At 42.1% G+C, this 15,833-nt stretch carries 13 protein-coding genes; 7 read left to right on the plus strand and 6 right to left on the minus strand.

The genetic code is table 11. The annotated features are described in order from the left end of the window. The first annotated feature begins 326 nt into the window (after nt 1-326). The 5 genes from dapB (at nt 327) to CWC14_RS16590 (ending at nt 7,613) form a co-directional block, all read left to right on the plus strand. A complete protein-coding gene (gene dapB, locus CWC14_RS16570; protein ID WP_008463955.1) occupies nt 327-1,124 on the plus strand; it encodes a 4-hydroxy-tetrahydrodipicolinate reductase in 798 nt (265 codons plus the stop codon). Nucleotides 1,125-1,486: 362 nt separating this feature from the next. After that, a complete protein-coding gene (carA, locus tag CWC14_RS16575; RefSeq protein ID WP_138563975.1) occupies nt 1,487-2,623 on the plus strand; it encodes a glutamine-hydrolyzing carbamoyl-phosphate synthase small subunit in 1,137 nt (378 codons plus the stop codon). Between the two features lie 16 nt (nt 2,624-2,639). Beyond that, nucleotides 2,640-5,858, plus strand: a complete 3,219-nt coding sequence (gene carB / locus CWC14_RS16580) for a carbamoyl-phosphate synthase large subunit (RefSeq protein WP_138563977.1) — start codon at nt 2,640-2,642, stop codon at nt 5,856-5,858. Nucleotides 5,859-5,908: 50 nt separating this feature from the next. Beyond that, the gene (gene greA, locus CWC14_RS16585; RefSeq protein WP_010388635.1) at nt 5,909-6,385 is read left to right on the plus strand and encodes a transcription elongation factor GreA; all 477 of its coding nucleotides are present in this window, start codon (nt 5,909-5,911) and stop codon (nt 6,383-6,385) included. Nucleotides 6,386-6,554: 169 nt separating this feature from the next. Then, a complete protein-coding gene (locus CWC14_RS16590; protein WP_138563979.1) occupies nt 6,555-7,613 on the plus strand; it encodes a S66 family peptidase in 1,059 nt (352 codons plus the stop codon). Between the two features lie 44 nt (nt 7,614-7,657). On the opposite strand, the gene CWC14_RS16595 is transcribed toward CWC14_RS16590, so the two are convergent. Then, nucleotides 7,658-8,314 carry a nitroreductase family protein gene (locus tag CWC14_RS16595; protein ID WP_138563981.1) on the minus strand — a complete coding sequence of 219 codons (657 nt, stop codon included), beginning with the start codon at nt 8,312-8,314 and terminating at the stop codon, nt 7,658-7,660. 127 nt (nt 8,315-8,441) lie between these two features. Here CWC14_RS16595 and CWC14_RS16600 point away from each other — a divergent pair, with 127 nt between their 5' ends. Further along, nucleotides 8,442-9,383, plus strand: coding sequence for a LysR family transcriptional regulator (locus CWC14_RS16600; protein WP_138563983.1), 942 nt, complete (start codon nt 8,442-8,444; stop codon nt 9,381-9,383). A 20-nt stretch (nt 9,384-9,403) separates the two neighbouring features. On the opposite strand, the gene CWC14_RS16605 is transcribed toward CWC14_RS16600, so the two are convergent. From CWC14_RS16605 to CWC14_RS16620, 5 genes are all read right to left on the minus strand, one after another. Further along, complete coding sequence (locus CWC14_RS16605; protein WP_138563985.1) at nt 9,404-10,294, minus strand: dienelactone hydrolase family protein; 891 nt, start codon at nt 10,292-10,294, stop codon at nt 9,404-9,406. A 102-nt stretch (nt 10,295-10,396) separates the two neighbouring features. Then, nucleotides 10,397-10,684, minus strand: coding sequence for a hypothetical protein (locus tag CWC14_RS16610; RefSeq protein ID WP_138563987.1), 288 nt, complete (start codon nt 10,682-10,684; stop codon nt 10,397-10,399). Continuing rightward, nucleotides 10,677-10,853, minus strand: a complete 177-nt coding sequence (locus CWC14_RS19210; protein WP_171036868.1) for a hypothetical protein — start codon at nt 10,851-10,853, stop codon at nt 10,677-10,679. Before CWC14_RS19210 ends, CWC14_RS16610 begins: the two co-directional genes overlap by 8 nt. A 141-nt stretch (nt 10,854-10,994) precedes the next feature. Continuing rightward, nucleotides 10,995-14,144 (minus strand): efflux RND transporter permease subunit, encoded by a 3,150-nt coding sequence (locus tag CWC14_RS16615; protein WP_138563989.1) that lies wholly within the window; start codon nt 14,142-14,144, stop codon nt 10,995-10,997. Nucleotides 14,145-14,147: 3 nt separating this feature from the next. Beyond that, nucleotides 14,148-15,323, minus strand: coding sequence for an efflux RND transporter periplasmic adaptor subunit (locus CWC14_RS16620; protein WP_138563991.1), 1,176 nt, complete (start codon nt 15,321-15,323; stop codon nt 14,148-14,150). Between the two features lie 171 nt (nt 15,324-15,494). On the opposite strand from CWC14_RS16620, the gene CWC14_RS16625 reads away from it, so the two are divergent. After that, nucleotides 15,495-15,758 (plus strand): YkgJ family cysteine cluster protein, encoded by a 264-nt coding sequence (locus CWC14_RS16625; protein WP_138563993.1) that lies wholly within the window; start codon nt 15,495-15,497, stop codon nt 15,756-15,758. Nucleotides 15,759-15,833 lie beyond the last annotated feature (75 nt).

The raw sequence follows: 15,833 nt of genomic DNA on the forward strand, positions 1-15,833 counted from the left end.
GCCCGAAGGGTTCTGCCTAGGGGCGATTTACTCTTTGTTGCCTACATGGATGTAGGTAAGGGGCGTGAGCAGGACGCGGAAGCTTTGCTCGGTTTTTACTTATTCTTACATGGATGTAAGCCAGTAGAATAACGCAGGAGCAGTTATCGAGCCCACTAGGTTACAAACCTCGCGCCGCGATTAAACCGCTCCTAGTTTGAACAAATTTTAATCCGCAAAGGTCAACAGACCCTAAAATAATCGAAGCTTTTTTATAAGCTTTCCTGACTATTACATGAGTTTTAGATAAAATCTAGCTAACTAAAAAATACATAGGTTGTAAAAAGATGAATCGAGTAGGTGTGTTTGGTGCGAATGGCCGTATGGGACTGGCACTTGTAGAAGCAGCAACAATCAATAAAAATTCACAATTAGCGGCGGCCTATGTGCGCAGTCAGTCACCATTATTAGACTTGCCCGTTAATCAGCTTAATAGCGCAGCGGCAAAAGAGATTAAGTTTAGCAGTGAACAGCAGGTTGAAAATGTAGATGTGCTTATAGACTTTACTTTGCCTGAAGGCATGAGAAATCATTTAAAAACAGCCGTTGAGCAAAAAACACCTATGGTAATTGGCACCACCGGCTTAACTCATGACGATATGGCGCTATTAACAGATGCCGCTAAACATATCCCTATTGTATTTGCGCGTAATTATAGCGTGGGCGTAAATTTACTGCTTAACTTAGTGCAAACGGCAGCGACAAAACTAGGCGATGATTTAGATATAGAAATTTTTGAAGCGCATCATCGCCATAAAATCGATGCGCCATCGGGTACAGCATTAGCTATTGGCGAGTCGATTGCACAGGCTAAAGGGTGGGATCATGATGAGGTTGCTGTTTATGATCGTAACAACATAGAGCAGGCCAAATCACAAAATGAAATTGGCTATTCGGTGCTAAGAGGCGGCGATATAGTAGGTGAACACACGGCCTACTTCGCTACAATGGGAGAAAGACTTGAATTAACCCATAAAGCAAGTTCGCGAATGACCTTCGCGCTAGGTGCTATAAGAGCTGCGCAGTGGTTGAAAAACAAACCGGCAGGACTTTATGACATGCAAGATGTGCTAGATTTAAAGTAGTTAAGTTCCTTTTTTAACGCTTTGAGGTGGTTTTTTGCTATAACCACTTATTTATTGCAATTTACTAATTAGCGTTAGACCTAAAAGCCAACTTCATGTAAAATGCAGCCAATTTGCCAAAAATTACTAAATGCGTGTTTCCAATTATACTCATATGGTTAGCAAAACCGGGGTTTGTGTGGGAATGAAAAGAGTTTTAGGCAAGAAAAATGAATGAAGGTTTAGTGGTTTACATCGGCATCATTTAAGACTGCGTAAAACAATTTAAGCTCACAGAAATCAGGTTTTGACCAATAATCTGAGTATTGGCGGGGTGTTAAGCAATTTGCTTACTCCCGTTTTTTACTGTTAGGAGGTTTAACTTGACTAAATCCGCTCTGTTAGTCCTAGAAGACGGCACAGTGTTTCGCGGTACTGCAATCGGCGCTGACGGCATGTCAGTCGGTGAAGTAGTATTCAATACGTCTATGACTGGTTATCAAGAAATTTTGACTGATCCATCGTACGCGGAACAAATCGTAACTTTGACGTACCCACATATCGGTAATACGGGTACCAACAGCGAAGACGAAGAAGCGAGTCATATTTGGGCTAAAGGCCTAGTGATCCGTGATTTGCCACTGCTAGCGAGTAATTTTCGTAACGAGCAATCGTTAGATGATTACTTAAAAGAACGTAATATTTTAGGTATTGCGGACATCGACACCAGAAAACTAACCCGTATTTTGCGTGATAAAGGCGCACAAAATGGCTGTATTATTGCTGGTGACGAGTTAGACGAAAATAAAGCGTTACAAGCCGCGCAAACCTTCCCAGGTTTAAAAGGTATGGATTTAGCAAAAGTTGTCTCAACCAAGGAAAATTTTGAGTGGCGCGAATCAAGCTGGACATTAGGCGAGGGGTTTAAAACCTTACACGCTGATGATGAAAAGTTTCATGTTGTTGCCTACGACTTCGGTGTTAAACGTAATATTTTACGTATGCTTGTTGATCGTGGTTGTAAACTGACCGTTGTCCCAGCACAAACCTCTGCCGCTGACGTACTAGCCTTAAACCCTGATGGTATTTTCTTATCAAACGGCCCTGGTGATCCTGAGCCATGTACTTATGCCATTGATGCAATTAAAACCTTTTTAGAAACCGACACGCCAATTTTTGGTATTTGTTTAGGGCATCAACTATTAGCGCTTGCCTCAGGTGCTAAAACAGTAAAAATGAAGTTTGGCCACCATGGTGGTAACCACCCAGTTAAAGATCTTGAGCGCGATGTCGTAATGATCACCGCACAAAACCATGGTTTTGCTGCAGATGAAGCCACATTACCAGATAACCTACGTGCAACGCACAAATCGTTATTTGACGGTACATTACAAGGTATTCACCGTACAGATAAACCAGCATTTAGCTTCCAAGGTCACCCTGAAGCGAGTCCTGGTCCGCACGATGCAGCCCCATTATTTGACCACTTCATCGATTTGATGCAAGCGCGTAACCACTAATTTAACCGGAGTAATAATGCCAAAACGTACCGACATAAAAAGCATTCTTATCTTAGGCGCAGGCCCAATTGTAATAGGTCAAGCTTGTGAATTTGACTACTCTGGTGCTCAAGCGTGTAAAGCACTTAGAGAAGAAGGCTATCGAGTTATATTAGTTAACTCAAACCCTGCAACTATCATGACTGACCCAGAAATGGCCGATGCAACATACATCGAACCAATTCACTGGGAAGTGGTAGAAAAAATCATTGAAAAAGAAAAGCCAGATGCTGTCCTGCCTACAATGGGTGGCCAAACAGCATTAAACTGTGCGCTTGATTTAGACAAGCACGGTGTATTGGCAAAGCATGGTGTTGAGCTTATTGGCGCAACGGCGGATGCAATCGATAAAGCAGAAAACCGTGAGCGTTTTGATGTTGCTATGCGTAACATCGGCCTTGAATGTCCACGTGCTGAAATTGCCCATTCAATGGATGAAGCTCGCGATACTATGAGCCGTATCGGCTTACCGTGTATTATTCGTCCTTCTTTCACAATGGGCGGCACCGGTGGCGGTGTGGCTTACAACATGGAAGAGTTTGAAGAAATCTGTGAGCGCGGTTTAGACCTTTCACCAACCAGCGAGTTATTAATTGATGAATCGTTAATTGGTTGGAAAGAATACGAAATGGAAGTTGTTCGTGACAAAAAAGACAACTGCATCATCGTTTGTTCTATTGAAAACTTTGACCCAATGGGTGTGCACACAGGTGACTCAATTACTGTTGCGCCAGCACAAACATTAACCGACAAAGAATACCAAATCATGCGTAATGCCTCTATGGCCGTATTGCGTGAAATTGGTGTTGAAACCGGCGGTTCAAACGTACAATTTGGTGTAAACCCAGTTGATGGACGTATGGTTATCATTGAAATGAACCCACGTGTATCACGTTCATCGGCACTGGCGTCTAAAGCAACGGGTTTCCCAATTGCTAAAATTGCAGCAAAATTGGCTGTAGGTTACACACTTGATGAGCTTCAAAACGATATTACTGGCGGTAAAACACCAGCATCGTTTGAACCTTCAATCGATTACGTGGTAACAAAAATTCCTCGCTTTAACTTTGAAAAATTTGCCGGTGCAAACGACCGTTTAACGACGCAAATGAAATCAGTAGGCGAAGTAATGGCGATTGGTCGTAACCAACAAGAGTCATTACAAAAAGCATTACGTGGTTTAGAAGTAGGCGCAACAGGCTTTAACCCAATTGTGGCGCTTGACGACCCGAAAGCAAAAGAAAAAATCATTCGTGAATTACGTGAGCCAGGTGCAGAGCGTATTTGGTACATTGCCGATGCAATGCGCCATGGTATGAGCGTTGAAGATGTATTTGAATTAACTAAGATTGACCCTTGGTACTTAGTACAAATTGAAGACATCCTAAAAGATGAAGCTAAAATTTCAGAAGTCGGTATGGCCGGCTTAAATGCAGACTTCTTGCGTAAACTTAAACGCAAAGGCTTTGCTGATCCGCGTATTGCAGAAATTGCCGGTGTGTCAGAAGCTGAAATTCGTAAAAAGCGCCATCAACTCAATATTGTACCTGTGTACAAACGCGTTGATACGTGCGCTGCCGAATTTAGCTCAGATACAGCTTACATGTACTCATCTTACGATGAAGAGTGTGAAGCGAACGCATCTGACCGTGATAAAATCATGGTGATTGGTGGCGGTCCTAACCGTATCGGCCAAGGTATTGAATTTGACTACTGTTGTGTTCATGCTGCGCTTGCGCTTCGTGAAGACGGTTACGAAACTATTATGGTTAACTGTAACCCTGAAACGGTATCTACCGATTACGATACGTCAGACCGTTTATACTTCGAACCAATTACCCTAGAAGACGTGCTTGAAATTGTACGTGTTGAAAAGCCAAAAGGCGTTATCGTGCAGTACGGTGGTCAAACACCACTTAAACTAGCGCGCGAGCTTGAAGCTAACGGTGTACCTGTAATTGGTACTTCACCTGATGCCATTGACCGTGCAGAAGACCGTGAGCGTTTCCAACAACTTGTTGAGCGTTTAGACTTACTGCAGCCAGAAAATGCGACGGTTACCTCTACTGAAGAAGCACTACTTAAATCAGTTGAAATTGGTTTCCCACTGGTAGTACGTCCTTCGTACGTATTAGGTGGTCGTGCGATGGAAATTGTATACGATGAGCAAGACTTACGTCGTTACATGACCGAAGCCGTATCTGCATCAAATGAAGCGCCAGTATTACTAGACCGTTTCTTAGATAACGCGATAGAAGTTGACGTTGACGCAATTTGCGACGGCGAGCAAGTGATTATTGGCGGTATCATGGAGCATATTGAACAAGCGGGCGTTCACTCTGGTGACTCAGCATGTTCATTACCAGCTCACTCGCTAACGCAAGAAGTGCAAGATGTGATGCGTAAGCAAGTAACTGATATGGCCCTTGAGCTTGGCGTAGTGGGTTTGATGAATACACAGTTTGCGGTTAAAGATGGCAAAGTGTATCTAATCGAAGTAAACCCACGTGCAGCACGTACAGTACCATTTGTATCTAAAGCAACGGGTGTAGCACTTGCAAAAGTAGCGGCACGTTGTATGGCGGGTCAATCTTTAGCAAGCCAAGGCATTACTAAAGAAGTGATTCCACCTTACTACAGCGTAAAAGAAGTGGTATTGCCATTTGCTAAGTTCCAAGGCGTGGATCCTATCCGTGGCCCTGAAATGCGCTCTACGGGTGAAGTAATGGGTGTTGGTGATACTTTCGCCGAAGCGTTTGCAAAAGCACAATTAGGTGCAAGCAACACTTTACCACGTGGTGGTCGCGCGTTACTATCTGTACGTAATAGCGATAAGCCACGTATTGTAGAACTAGCAAAAACCATGACAGAACTTGGTTTTGAGCTAGACGCAACAGGTGGGACAGCTGCTGCACTTGAAGATGCTGGAATTACGGTTCGCCGTGTAAATAAAGTATATGAAGGTCGTCCGCACATTCTTGATAGAATCAAAAATGGCGAGTATAGCTATATCGTTAATACCACCGAAGGTCGCCAAGCGATTGAAGATTCGAAGGTGTTACGTCGTGGTGCATTGCAGCACAAAACCAATTATACTACGACATTGAATGCGGCATTTGCTAACTGTACTGCTAACCAAGCAGATGACCGCAGTAAAGTGACGTCTGTTCAAGAACTACACCTGCGATTGAACTAAGGAAATGTGCCAGGGCCGTAACCACGGCCTTGGGATTAAGTGAGAAAAGTATGCAATCAATTCCAATGACAGTTCGTGGCGCAAAATTATTGCGCGATGAACTTAACGAATTAAAAACTGTTACCCGTCCAAAAATTGTATCTGATATTGCTGATGCACGTGAACACGGTGACTTAAAAGAAAATGCTGAGTATCACGCTGCGCGTGAGCAACAGGGTTTTTGTGAAGGCCGTATTCAAGAAATTGAAGCAAAACTTTCAAACATGCAGATGATTGACGTAACAAAGATGCCTAATACAGGTAAAGTGATTTTTGGGACTACAGTAACCATCGTTAATGTTGAAACCGACGCTGAAGTTAAATATCAGATTGTTGGCGATGATGAAGCAGATATTAAAAGTAATTTAATTTCTGTTAATTCACCAATTGCTCGCGGCTTAATTGGTAAACAAGCGGATGACGCTGTGATTATCAAAACGCCAAAAGGTGATGTAGAGTACGAAATCATTGAGGTTGAGTATATTTAATTAGTTAACTCACTTTAACGTTTTATAAAAACCAGTGCTTAGTAATAAGCACTGGTTTTTTTATGCTTGGTTTTTATATTTGGTTTAGAATCGGTTGAATATTATTCATTGTTTGTAAATGTAGGCTATGTTGTTATGGTAGTAACCTATTCTTCAATAAGGAAATAATATGGCAAATATACTGTATCCGGCACCTTTAACAGTGGGATCTAAAATCGCCGTGTGTTCTTTATCAGCGGGGATCAAATCAAAATATCACCCACGGTTAGATATTGTCATTAATGGCTTAAAACATCGAGGTTATCAGATTGTTGAGGGGGAGTTTTTACGTCAAAACGAGCCGCGAACTCAACTTACAGCTAAGCAGCATGCCAAGCAATTAATGGACTTTTTATTAGATGATAAAATAGATGCGATTATGCCGCCAATGGGCGGAGAGCTTGCAATGGAAATATTGCCGTTACTTGATTTTGGCGCAATTAAAAATGCCAAACCTAAATGGTTGGTGGGTTATTCAGATGTCAGCACGATTGCCTGTGCACTGACAGCAAAATGTAATTGGGCAACACTGCATAGCGCTAATTTAATTCAATTACACCCTGATGAAAAAGACCCGTATTGTTTACAAATTTTTGAAAGCCTAAGCTATGAGGCTAATAGTGAGTTTGAGCAAGCACCCTCGACTTACCATCAACATAGCAAGCCTGATTATGCACAAAACCCAAACGTATTATTTGATCACAGCGCGCCAACCCAGTGGCAATGTTTAAATTACACCGATAAACGCAGTATCGAAATGTCAGGGCGATTGTTTGGTGGGTGTCTTGATACGGTTGGGCTGTTGCTTGATTCGCCTTTTTTAGCACTGCATGAGTTTAAAAAGCATAATGCCTCGCAAGGTATTGTGCTTTATTTAGAAAGCGCAGAGCTCACGCCTGCGACGGTTGCACGGTTTTTATTGTCACTCAAATTAGCCGGTATGTTTGATGATATAAACGGGGTGATTATTGGCCGCCATGTAACCTTACAGGGGCAAGATCCGGGGTTTGATTATCGCCAAGGCTTAAATGCCGCTTTTGGCGGGTGTTTGTTTCCGGTGATCATTGATGCCGATATTGGTCACATCCCTCCTAATTTAAATTTAATCAATGGAGCTTTATGCACTGTTACCGCAGATGTTGATCAAGGCAAAGTTATTAGTGCGTCTGTGGTCACAAAACTAGCCTAATAAAGTGAGCTGCTCACTAACAATTTAAAGTGAGCAGCTTTGACTTATAAAACCTGAATTACTTGTTTTTTGCTTAAACGTGATTTTGGCAGCTTAGCATTGTAGTCTTCTTCTGCATCATGGTAACCCAGCGCAAGTGCCACATCACAGATGTAGCCGTCTAATTCGCTTGCAAACTCTTCACCAATCAGCTGTGCATCAACGCCTTCCATCGGCGTGGTATCAATCCCTAAGCGTGCTGCTGCATGCATAGTATTGCCTAAAGCAATGTAGGTTTGTGCTTTGGTCCACGCGGCATTGTTGCCTTGCTCATCGGTATTCATATCAACAAACGCAAAAGCGCCAAACGCTTGTTCGCGGTTTTCACTTTGAGTACGGCCATTTTTAATATCTGCATCAATGACTTGTGCGTAGTCATCACGTTTATATTTAGGGTTGTAAGCAAATAAAATAATGTGCGACGCCGCTTTAATGTGTGGCTGATTAAATTGAAACTTATTAGCAAAGGTAGTGTGCATACGCTCTTTTGCAGCGTCTGATTCAATCACTACAAATTTCCAAGGCTGCGAATTAATTGACGAAGGAGAAAGACGCATAGCACTATACAATACCGCTAAATTGTCTTGAGAAATGCGCTTTGTCGCGTCGTAACGTTTAGCAGTATGGCGGCTTTCAAGGTCGCGAATAATAGGGTGAGTCATAGTCTCTCCATAATAAAAAAGGGCTAATAAACAGTGTTCACTGAGTGTATGAGCAACATAATACAATTTGCTTTATTTAAAATAAACAGCATAATTATTGAATCATTATCAAATAAAAATAGATAATATGCAGATTGATGACTTAAAACTGATTTTAAAAGTAGCAGAGTGTCGAAGTATTACTTTAGCTGCTGCTAAGTTAGATATGCGCACAGCAACCGCCAGTGCGGCTATTAAGCGCGTAGAATCAGCCCTTGGCTGCGAATTATTTATTAGAACAACTCGCCATTTGCGTTTATCCAGTGCAGGGGAGCGGTACATACCCCAATGCGAACAAGCGCTGGCTGTACTTGAAGCGGCAAGGCAAAACCTCAAAGGAGAACATGATGCTATTGAGGGAGAATTGCGGGTGGCTACTTCATCTGATTTAGGGCGCAACCTAGTGATCCCCTGGATTGATGAAATTATGGATAGGTACCCAAGTGTGAGCTTGCGTACGCACATTAGCGATAGCAATATCGATTTTTTTCGTGATTCGGTTGATATTGCACTGCGGTATGGCTCCCCAAGTGATAGCAGTGTTTATGGATTTAAAATTTGCAACGTACCGCGACTACTTTGTGCCACACCTACCTATTTAGCTAAATATGGTGAGCCAGAGCACCCTGATGATTTAGCGCAGCATCAAGGGTTATTTTATCAGCTGCAAGATATTATCAATAATGTATGGGAGTTTACCGATGGCCCAAAAAAATACAAAGTAAAAATGCAGGGCAGACGTGCCTCAAACGATGGCGATTTAGTAAGGCGCTGGTGTGTGGCAGATAAAGGCTTAGCGGTTAAATCGGCGTTAGATATTGCTGATGACTTATTAAATAAACGCGTTGTTACTGTGATGCCAAACTATCAGCACACCCAAGGGGAGCTGTGGCTTATTTGCCCAAGCAGACAATCGATTACTCCCGCTGTACGACTACTACGCGATGTGTGCAGAGAAAAAACCGCTCACATATTGAATCAGCTAGTAAAAGAGGGAATTGTTGATAAACGTGTATTAATTAACGAGTAACAAATACACGCTTAGTAATGTTAACTTAAGTGGTTATTAAAAAATGCTAATGTACGCTGCCATGCAAGTTCGGCATTTTTTTCATCGTAGCGGCCAGTTGAATCGTTATGAAAACCATGATTCGCGCCTTCGTACATGTGCATAGTGTAATCAACATTGTTTGATTTTAAGCTCTGCTCATATTCAGGCCATGTGGCGTTAACGCGTTTATCAAGCTCAGCTAACTGAATCATTAATGGCGCTTTAATGTTTTTATGTAAGCTTTCACTTGCAGGTGTACCATAAAAGGGCACGCCCGCAGTCAATAAATTACTGTCTACGGCAGCTAAATAGTTAACAATATAGCCACCAAAACAAAAACCAACGGCACCTAATTTACCATTACTATTTGGATGCGCCTTCAAAAAATGCGCGGCGGCAACAAAATCATTTTGTATTTTAGTGCGATCAAGGGTACGTTGCATGGCTCGACCTTCATCGTCGTTGCCTGGGTAGCCACCCAGTGGGTGCAACGCATCAGGGGCAAAGGCAATAAAGCCGGCTTTAGCCAGTCGCCTTGCAACATCTTTTACATACGGATTTAAGCCGCGATTCTCGTGTACTACTAATACAACAGGTAGCTTGCCTTGTGTATTTGTTGGAACCACTAAATAGCCTTTGCCCGAACCATGGCCATCAGGCGAATCAAATACTTGGTAAGTAGCTTTTATGTCATCGTCGTTAAATGAGACTTGCTCGGCTTGTGCGTAATTAGGTAATAATGCACCTGTAAGCACTGTCATTGAAAAGCCCAATGCGGCTAAGCCACCAAGCTTTTTCATAAACGTGCGTCTATCAATTAAACCGTGGGCGTATTCGTCATACCAATCAAATGCTTCTTGAGGAATGTGTTCAGACTGTGGGGAATTCATAGTTGTGCCTTACTTTATTATGATTATTATATACCATAACGTAAAAGGCATTAAAAACGAGCAGTTTATTATGCTCATCATAGGATCTTTTTAATCACGCAATTAAACGTTGAACAGCATAGATAAAGCTAACCCAATAATGAGTAATAAAAATCCGATAATTTGTGTTGCTATATCTCTTTTGCGAACGAGAGTTTCCGCTATAGGGCTAGTTAGTTTACGAGTAAGAAAGTTTGCAGGGATTAAGCGAATGCTTGCAAAGCCCATAAAACTAAAGCCAAAGCCAATGAGGAAGCTCGAATAGGTGGAGTCAATAATGCCACCGATAAACGTGAATAAGGCGATTAAATAAAGTGACATACTTGGCCAATGTATTACTTTTTTATTCATAGTCAGTCCCTGATAATCCCTCATCAAACCCAAGTAAAAATTCTAATCCTACAAATGCAAAAGAAATAGTTATTGCACCCAATAGCATTAAATTACGGTTGTTCTTTTTGTAACCCAGAGTAGTCAATACGGCAAAGACGATAAATAAGATAAGCTGAAATGTGCCCATGGTTAATCCTTTAAGAGCAAAATTTAGAGTTAAATTACCAGTAGGGAGACAAACTGGCAAATAGTTGAATGCTATTTTATAACTATAAATAAAAAGCTCGGCATAATAATACCGAGCTTTTTGGTTGGGATTTTACTTAATTTAGTGATTCGTCGTTGCTGGTTGGCCATCGACTAGGGCATCTTTACCGCGCCATTTGCGGATCAGGCGTTTTGCATCTTCAAGCGCAACATACTGACACGGTATAAGAATAAGCGTTATTACCGTGGCAAACAGCACACCAAAAGCGAGCGATACCGCCATAGGTATTACAATTTTTGCTTGTAAGCTGGTTTCCATAATAATCGGCATGACCCCAATAAAGGTGGTGATTGAAGTTAGTAATATGGCTCTAAAGCGACGTGCACCGGCTTGCATTACCGCTTGTTTTATTGCCACACCTTCAGCACGCGCTTTGTTTACAAAATCTACCATCACGAGTGAGTCATTAACCACCACACCGGCTACCGCAATAATGCCAAACATCGATAAGCTGCTCATGGTCATACCTAGTACCATGTGGCCAAACATGGCGCCAACCACACCAAATGGAATGACCGACATAATAATTAATGGTTGCGAGTAAGAGCGCAGAGGAATAGCCAATAATGCAAAAATTATGATCATCGATAGCGCAAAGTCACGTAATTGCTCATCAGCGCTATCCATTTCCTCTTGAATACGACCAGCCACATTACTTTGTACCCCTGGGTAGTTTTTAAGTAATGAAGGTAAGTACTCATCACGAATTTGTTGTGCAATGGCAAAGGGTTCTACTTGGTCAGTATTTACCGCAGCCCACACGTTTACTGTACGTTTTGAATTTTCACGGCGAATACGATTAACCCCATCAACTAATGAAATATTAGCAACTTCACTTAATGGTACTTCAGCGCCTGTTGGGGTGATAATACGTACGCTGTCGATATCGCTGATTGAGTTACGCTCATCTTCTGGGTAGCGGATCATCACTTTAATTTCTTCACCTTCTCGAAGAATACGTTGTGCTTCAAGACCGTAATAACTAAAGCTTACTTGTGACGCCACATCGGCAAGGGTTAGCCCCATGCTGTAAGCAAGTGGTTTTAAATCTAGCTGTACTTCATCGGTAGCGCTTTGCATTGAGTCATTAACATCGCCTACGCCTTCCATACTTTGTAACTTGGTTTTAAGTTTACCAGCGACTTCTTTAAGTACTTGTGCATTTTTACCTTCGAGTTTAAAGCTTACATCGCCATCGTCTCGACCCCCGTTCATAATACTGTCTTGAATGGTTAGGGTTTTAACACCCGGTAAGTTAGGCATTTGCTCGCGCCATAAGGCACTCAGTGCAAAGGTATCAATAGGGCGCAGGTCGGGTTCAACTAAAATAGCCATAATGTTTGCTTGCGTTCGCCCACGTAAGCTAACTGATAAATCGCGGATCATCGGTTTACCGTATTGCTCTTTGAGCTGGTTATCAACGCTCAGTATTAGCTGCTCTACTTTTTTAGCTGTCTCAAGCGTTGCTTGCTCAGAAGACGCTAAGTTCATTTCTATATCAATGCGAGGAAAATCGTGCGGTATTTTAGGATTAGGCACAAATTTAACTAAACCACCAGCAAACATTCCCGCACTGACAATCAGTAAACATATAAAACCGACAATTACGGTATAGCGATAATGAATGCAGCGACCAACAAACGGGGTGTAGTAGTTATCAACAAAACTTTTTAGGCCGTTATCCATTACTTTACGTGCACGGTGAAGCGGGTTTTTTGGATTTGGTTTACGGTCTTTCATTGCCGCAATATGTGCCGGCAAAATAAGTTTTGATTCAATTAGTGAGAAAATTAAACATAAAATAATCACCCCACCAATGGCTTTAGAAAAAGCCGCACCTGGGCCTGTGGCAAGAGTTTGCGGTAAAAATGCCGCAATAGTGGTAAGTACGCCAAATGTGGCTGGCATTGCCACGCGCTTTACGCCGCGTACTACGTTATCGAGTGTATGGCCGTGTTTTTCTATTTCAGCACTAGCAGATTCGCCCACAACAATGGCGTCATCAACCACTATCCCAAGCACCAGTATAAAGGCAAATAACGAGGCTAAATTAATGGTGACATCTAAAAAGCCAATTGGCATAAACAAAAAGGCACCTAAAAATGACACAGGTAAACCCATCATTACCCAAAAAGCTAAACGTAATGGTAAAAACAGGGCTAATACCAACATAACTAATAAGCCACCCCAAATCATATTGTCGACCATCATATCGAGGCGACCTTCGAGGTAGTAAGTTAAATCAACAATAGGAGAGAGCTTGACACCTGCAGGCAGTTGCGATTCTTTTTCAGCCATATAGGTTTTAAGTACTTTAGCAACATCGGTAATATCTTGATCTTTAGAGGCGTTTACTTCAAACGACAATGAATTTTTACCATTGTATTTTGAGTATTGCAGGCCTTCTTCAAAGCCATCATTTATGGTGGCAACGTCACCTAAATATACTTGCGCGCCATCGGCAAGGGTGATCAGCGGTAGCTTTGCAAACTCGCTACCACGGTAGGCTTGTTTTTCAACGCGCATTGAAATATAGCCATTTTCAGAGCGAATTTGCCCAGCTGACATATTGGCAGAAAAGCTTTGCACTGCACTGGCAATATCTCTAAACGTTAATCCATAAGCACGCAGTTTGTCTGGGCTTACTTCAATACCAATTTCGTAATTAAGGCCACCATTAAAGTTAACTAAATTAATATTAGGCAGTGCCTGAAGCTCGTCTTTTATATCGTTACCGAGCTCTTTAAGTTGGTAGTTACTCATGTCACCGTAAAGGGCAAGTATCATTACTTCTTGTTCGTATTTATCGCGACGAACAATAGGGCGCTCCATACCCGCAGGAAACGTATTGATTGAATCTACTTGTACTTTAATTTCATCGAGTACTTCTTGCGGATCAAACTGCTCTTCTATTTCAATCCACGCTTGTGAAGAGCCTCTATTGGAGTAGGTGATAAGGCGCTTTATTCCCTCTATGCCCTCAAGGTTTTCCTCAACTTTTATGGTAATGCCCTCCTCAACCTCTTGCGGGGCTGCGCCAGGGTATACCGCAGAGACACTGATCCAGTTACTTTCAAATTGCGGAAACATTTGTTTGCGAATAGTAAACGCCGTTAAAATGCCACCAATAAGTATAAATATCATCAATAGATTTGCTGCAACAGGGTTGCGCGCAAACCATGCAATTAGGCCTTTTTCACGTGTAGACATAAGTTACTCCTGTTTCAGTGCAAGTTGAGTAACGTCTGGGGTTGTTACAACGTCTTCAATTTTTACCGCCATTCCCTCGGTAGGGTATTCAAGGGCTGAAGTAATTAGCTGTTCACCTTCATTGAGCCCTTGGTCTGCGATCACCATGCCGTTTTGTTCACGTATAATGTTAAGAGTTTTAAACGACAGGGTTAAATCGTCGTTTAATATCGCAATTTTATTTTCTTTGACTAAATGATGTGGCACAACAATGGCGTTATTAACTGCACGACCTTCTATGCTAGCGTTAACATAGGAGCCAAAACGCAATGGTTGAGTTTTGTTAGCATACGGGGTTGGTAATTGCGCCACTAAGTAGATCATACGGCTTTTTTGATCTATCACCCCTTCACTGCGTACCACTTTAGCCTGCCATGTGGTTTCTTTGCCCGCGAACTGCGCACTAAATAACACTGTTGCACCAATGCCGCCATTATTTAAGTATTGCAGCTCTTTATCGGCAACCGGTAAACGCACTTCAGCGACCGAGGTGGCACTGAGTGAACCAAAGCTATTACCTGGATTTACAACAGAACCCAAGCTAATGCTTCGCGCGTTAATAATCGCGTCGTAGGGGGCTTTAATATAGGTGCGTTCTAAATTACGTTTAGCACGTTTTACACTTGCTTGCGCTGAACGATAACGTGCCATTTTCTCTGCCAATTGCGGTTTACGCAAATAAAGCGCAGAAGCAGTAATATCGCTTGAGTCTGCTTTAATGCGTTCCCATTCAGCTTTAGCAACATGTGCTTGAGCACGTTCTATCTCAAGCGCTGAACTTGCTTGGGCAAGGCCTGCTTCAGCTTCAATTAAATCAGCTTCGTAATCATTTGGGTCAATTCGTGCTAAAATATCCCCTTGCTTTACGAAGGCACCTTCAACAAATTGCCCTGCAACAGAAATAACTTGGCCACTTACCTGAGCAATCAGCTCAGTGCGGTCTTTAGGTTGCACAATACCGTACGATTTAACATCGAGAGTGATTGCATCAAGGTGAATAGGTTGTGCTGCAACCAATGGGCGAGTATCTTGTTCTGGTTTTTCTTCTGGTGGTTTTTTCATTGCTGAAAAGCCCGCCGCAAGGGCGATGCCACTAACAAGGACCGCGATAGGGAATATTATTTGTTTTTTAGTCGCCACAAGACATTCCTTCATAAATTGTGCTGATGAACTAATGATACGCAATAAAGTGTTTACAGTGTGTTTGAAGATGTAACAAGTCATTGCACAATGCGGTTGCAAATAGAGCAAATCGCTCTATTTAAATGCAAAGCAGCAACAATATAATTAAAATTTATTACTGAGGTTATAATGAAAACACAATCAATGGCGTGCCGTTTAGGCTGTGGAGCATGCTGTATTGCACCAAGTATTAGCTCGCCAATACCGGGTATGCCAAATGGTAAAAAGGCCGGAGAACGTTGTATTCAGCTGGATGAGCGTAATTTATGTAAGCTATTTGGTGATGAGTCGCGCCCAAAAGTGTGTAGTGATTTTAGCGCTACTTTAGATGTTTGTGGGACATCTAATGAACACGCATTAACGTTAATTACCGAATTAGAGCAATTAACCTAATTTATTGTATTAAATACACATATATTTACAATTTATACGCTTGAAAAGTGTTGATAACCTGAACTCCGGATAATA

Origin of the sequence: Pseudoalteromonas sp. S3260, from assembly GCF_005886925.1 — a bacterium.
GTDB lineage: Bacteria > Pseudomonadota > Gammaproteobacteria > Enterobacterales > Alteromonadaceae > Pseudoalteromonas > Pseudoalteromonas tetraodonis.

Coding starts and splice junctions, on each gene's coding strand:
- dapB (WP_008463955.1), top strand. CDS start 327: ATGAATCGAGTAGGTGTGTTTGGTGCGAATGGCCGTATGGGACTGGCA.
- carB (WP_138563977.1), top strand. CDS start 2,640: ATGCCAAAACGTACCGACATAAAAAGCATTCTTATCTTAGGCGCAGGC.
- greA (WP_010388635.1), top strand. CDS start 5,909: ATGCAATCAATTCCAATGACAGTTCGTGGCGCAAAATTATTGCGCGAT.
- CWC14_RS16590 (WP_138563979.1), top strand. CDS start 6,555: ATGGCAAATATACTGTATCCGGCACCTTTAACAGTGGGATCTAAAATC.
- CWC14_RS16595 (WP_138563981.1), bottom strand. CDS start 8,314: ATGACTCACCCTATTATTCGCGACCTTGAAAGCCGCCATACTGCTAAA.
- CWC14_RS16600 (WP_138563983.1), top strand. CDS start 8,442: ATGCAGATTGATGACTTAAAACTGATTTTAAAAGTAGCAGAGTGTCGA.
- CWC14_RS16605 (WP_138563985.1), bottom strand. CDS start 10,294: ATGAATTCCCCACAGTCTGAACACATTCCTCAAGAAGCATTTGATTGG.
- CWC14_RS16610 (WP_138563987.1), bottom strand. CDS start 10,684: ATGAATAAAAAAGTAATACATTGGCCAAGTATGTCACTTTATTTAATC.
- CWC14_RS19210 (WP_171036868.1), bottom strand. CDS start 10,853: ATGGGCACATTTCAGCTTATCTTATTTATCGTCTTTGCCGTATTGACT.
- CWC14_RS16615 (WP_138563989.1), bottom strand. CDS start 14,144: ATGTCTACACGTGAAAAAGGCCTAATTGCATGGTTTGCGCGCAACCCT.
- CWC14_RS16625 (WP_138563993.1), top strand. CDS start 15,495: ATGAAAACACAATCAATGGCGTGCCGTTTAGGCTGTGGAGCATGCTGT.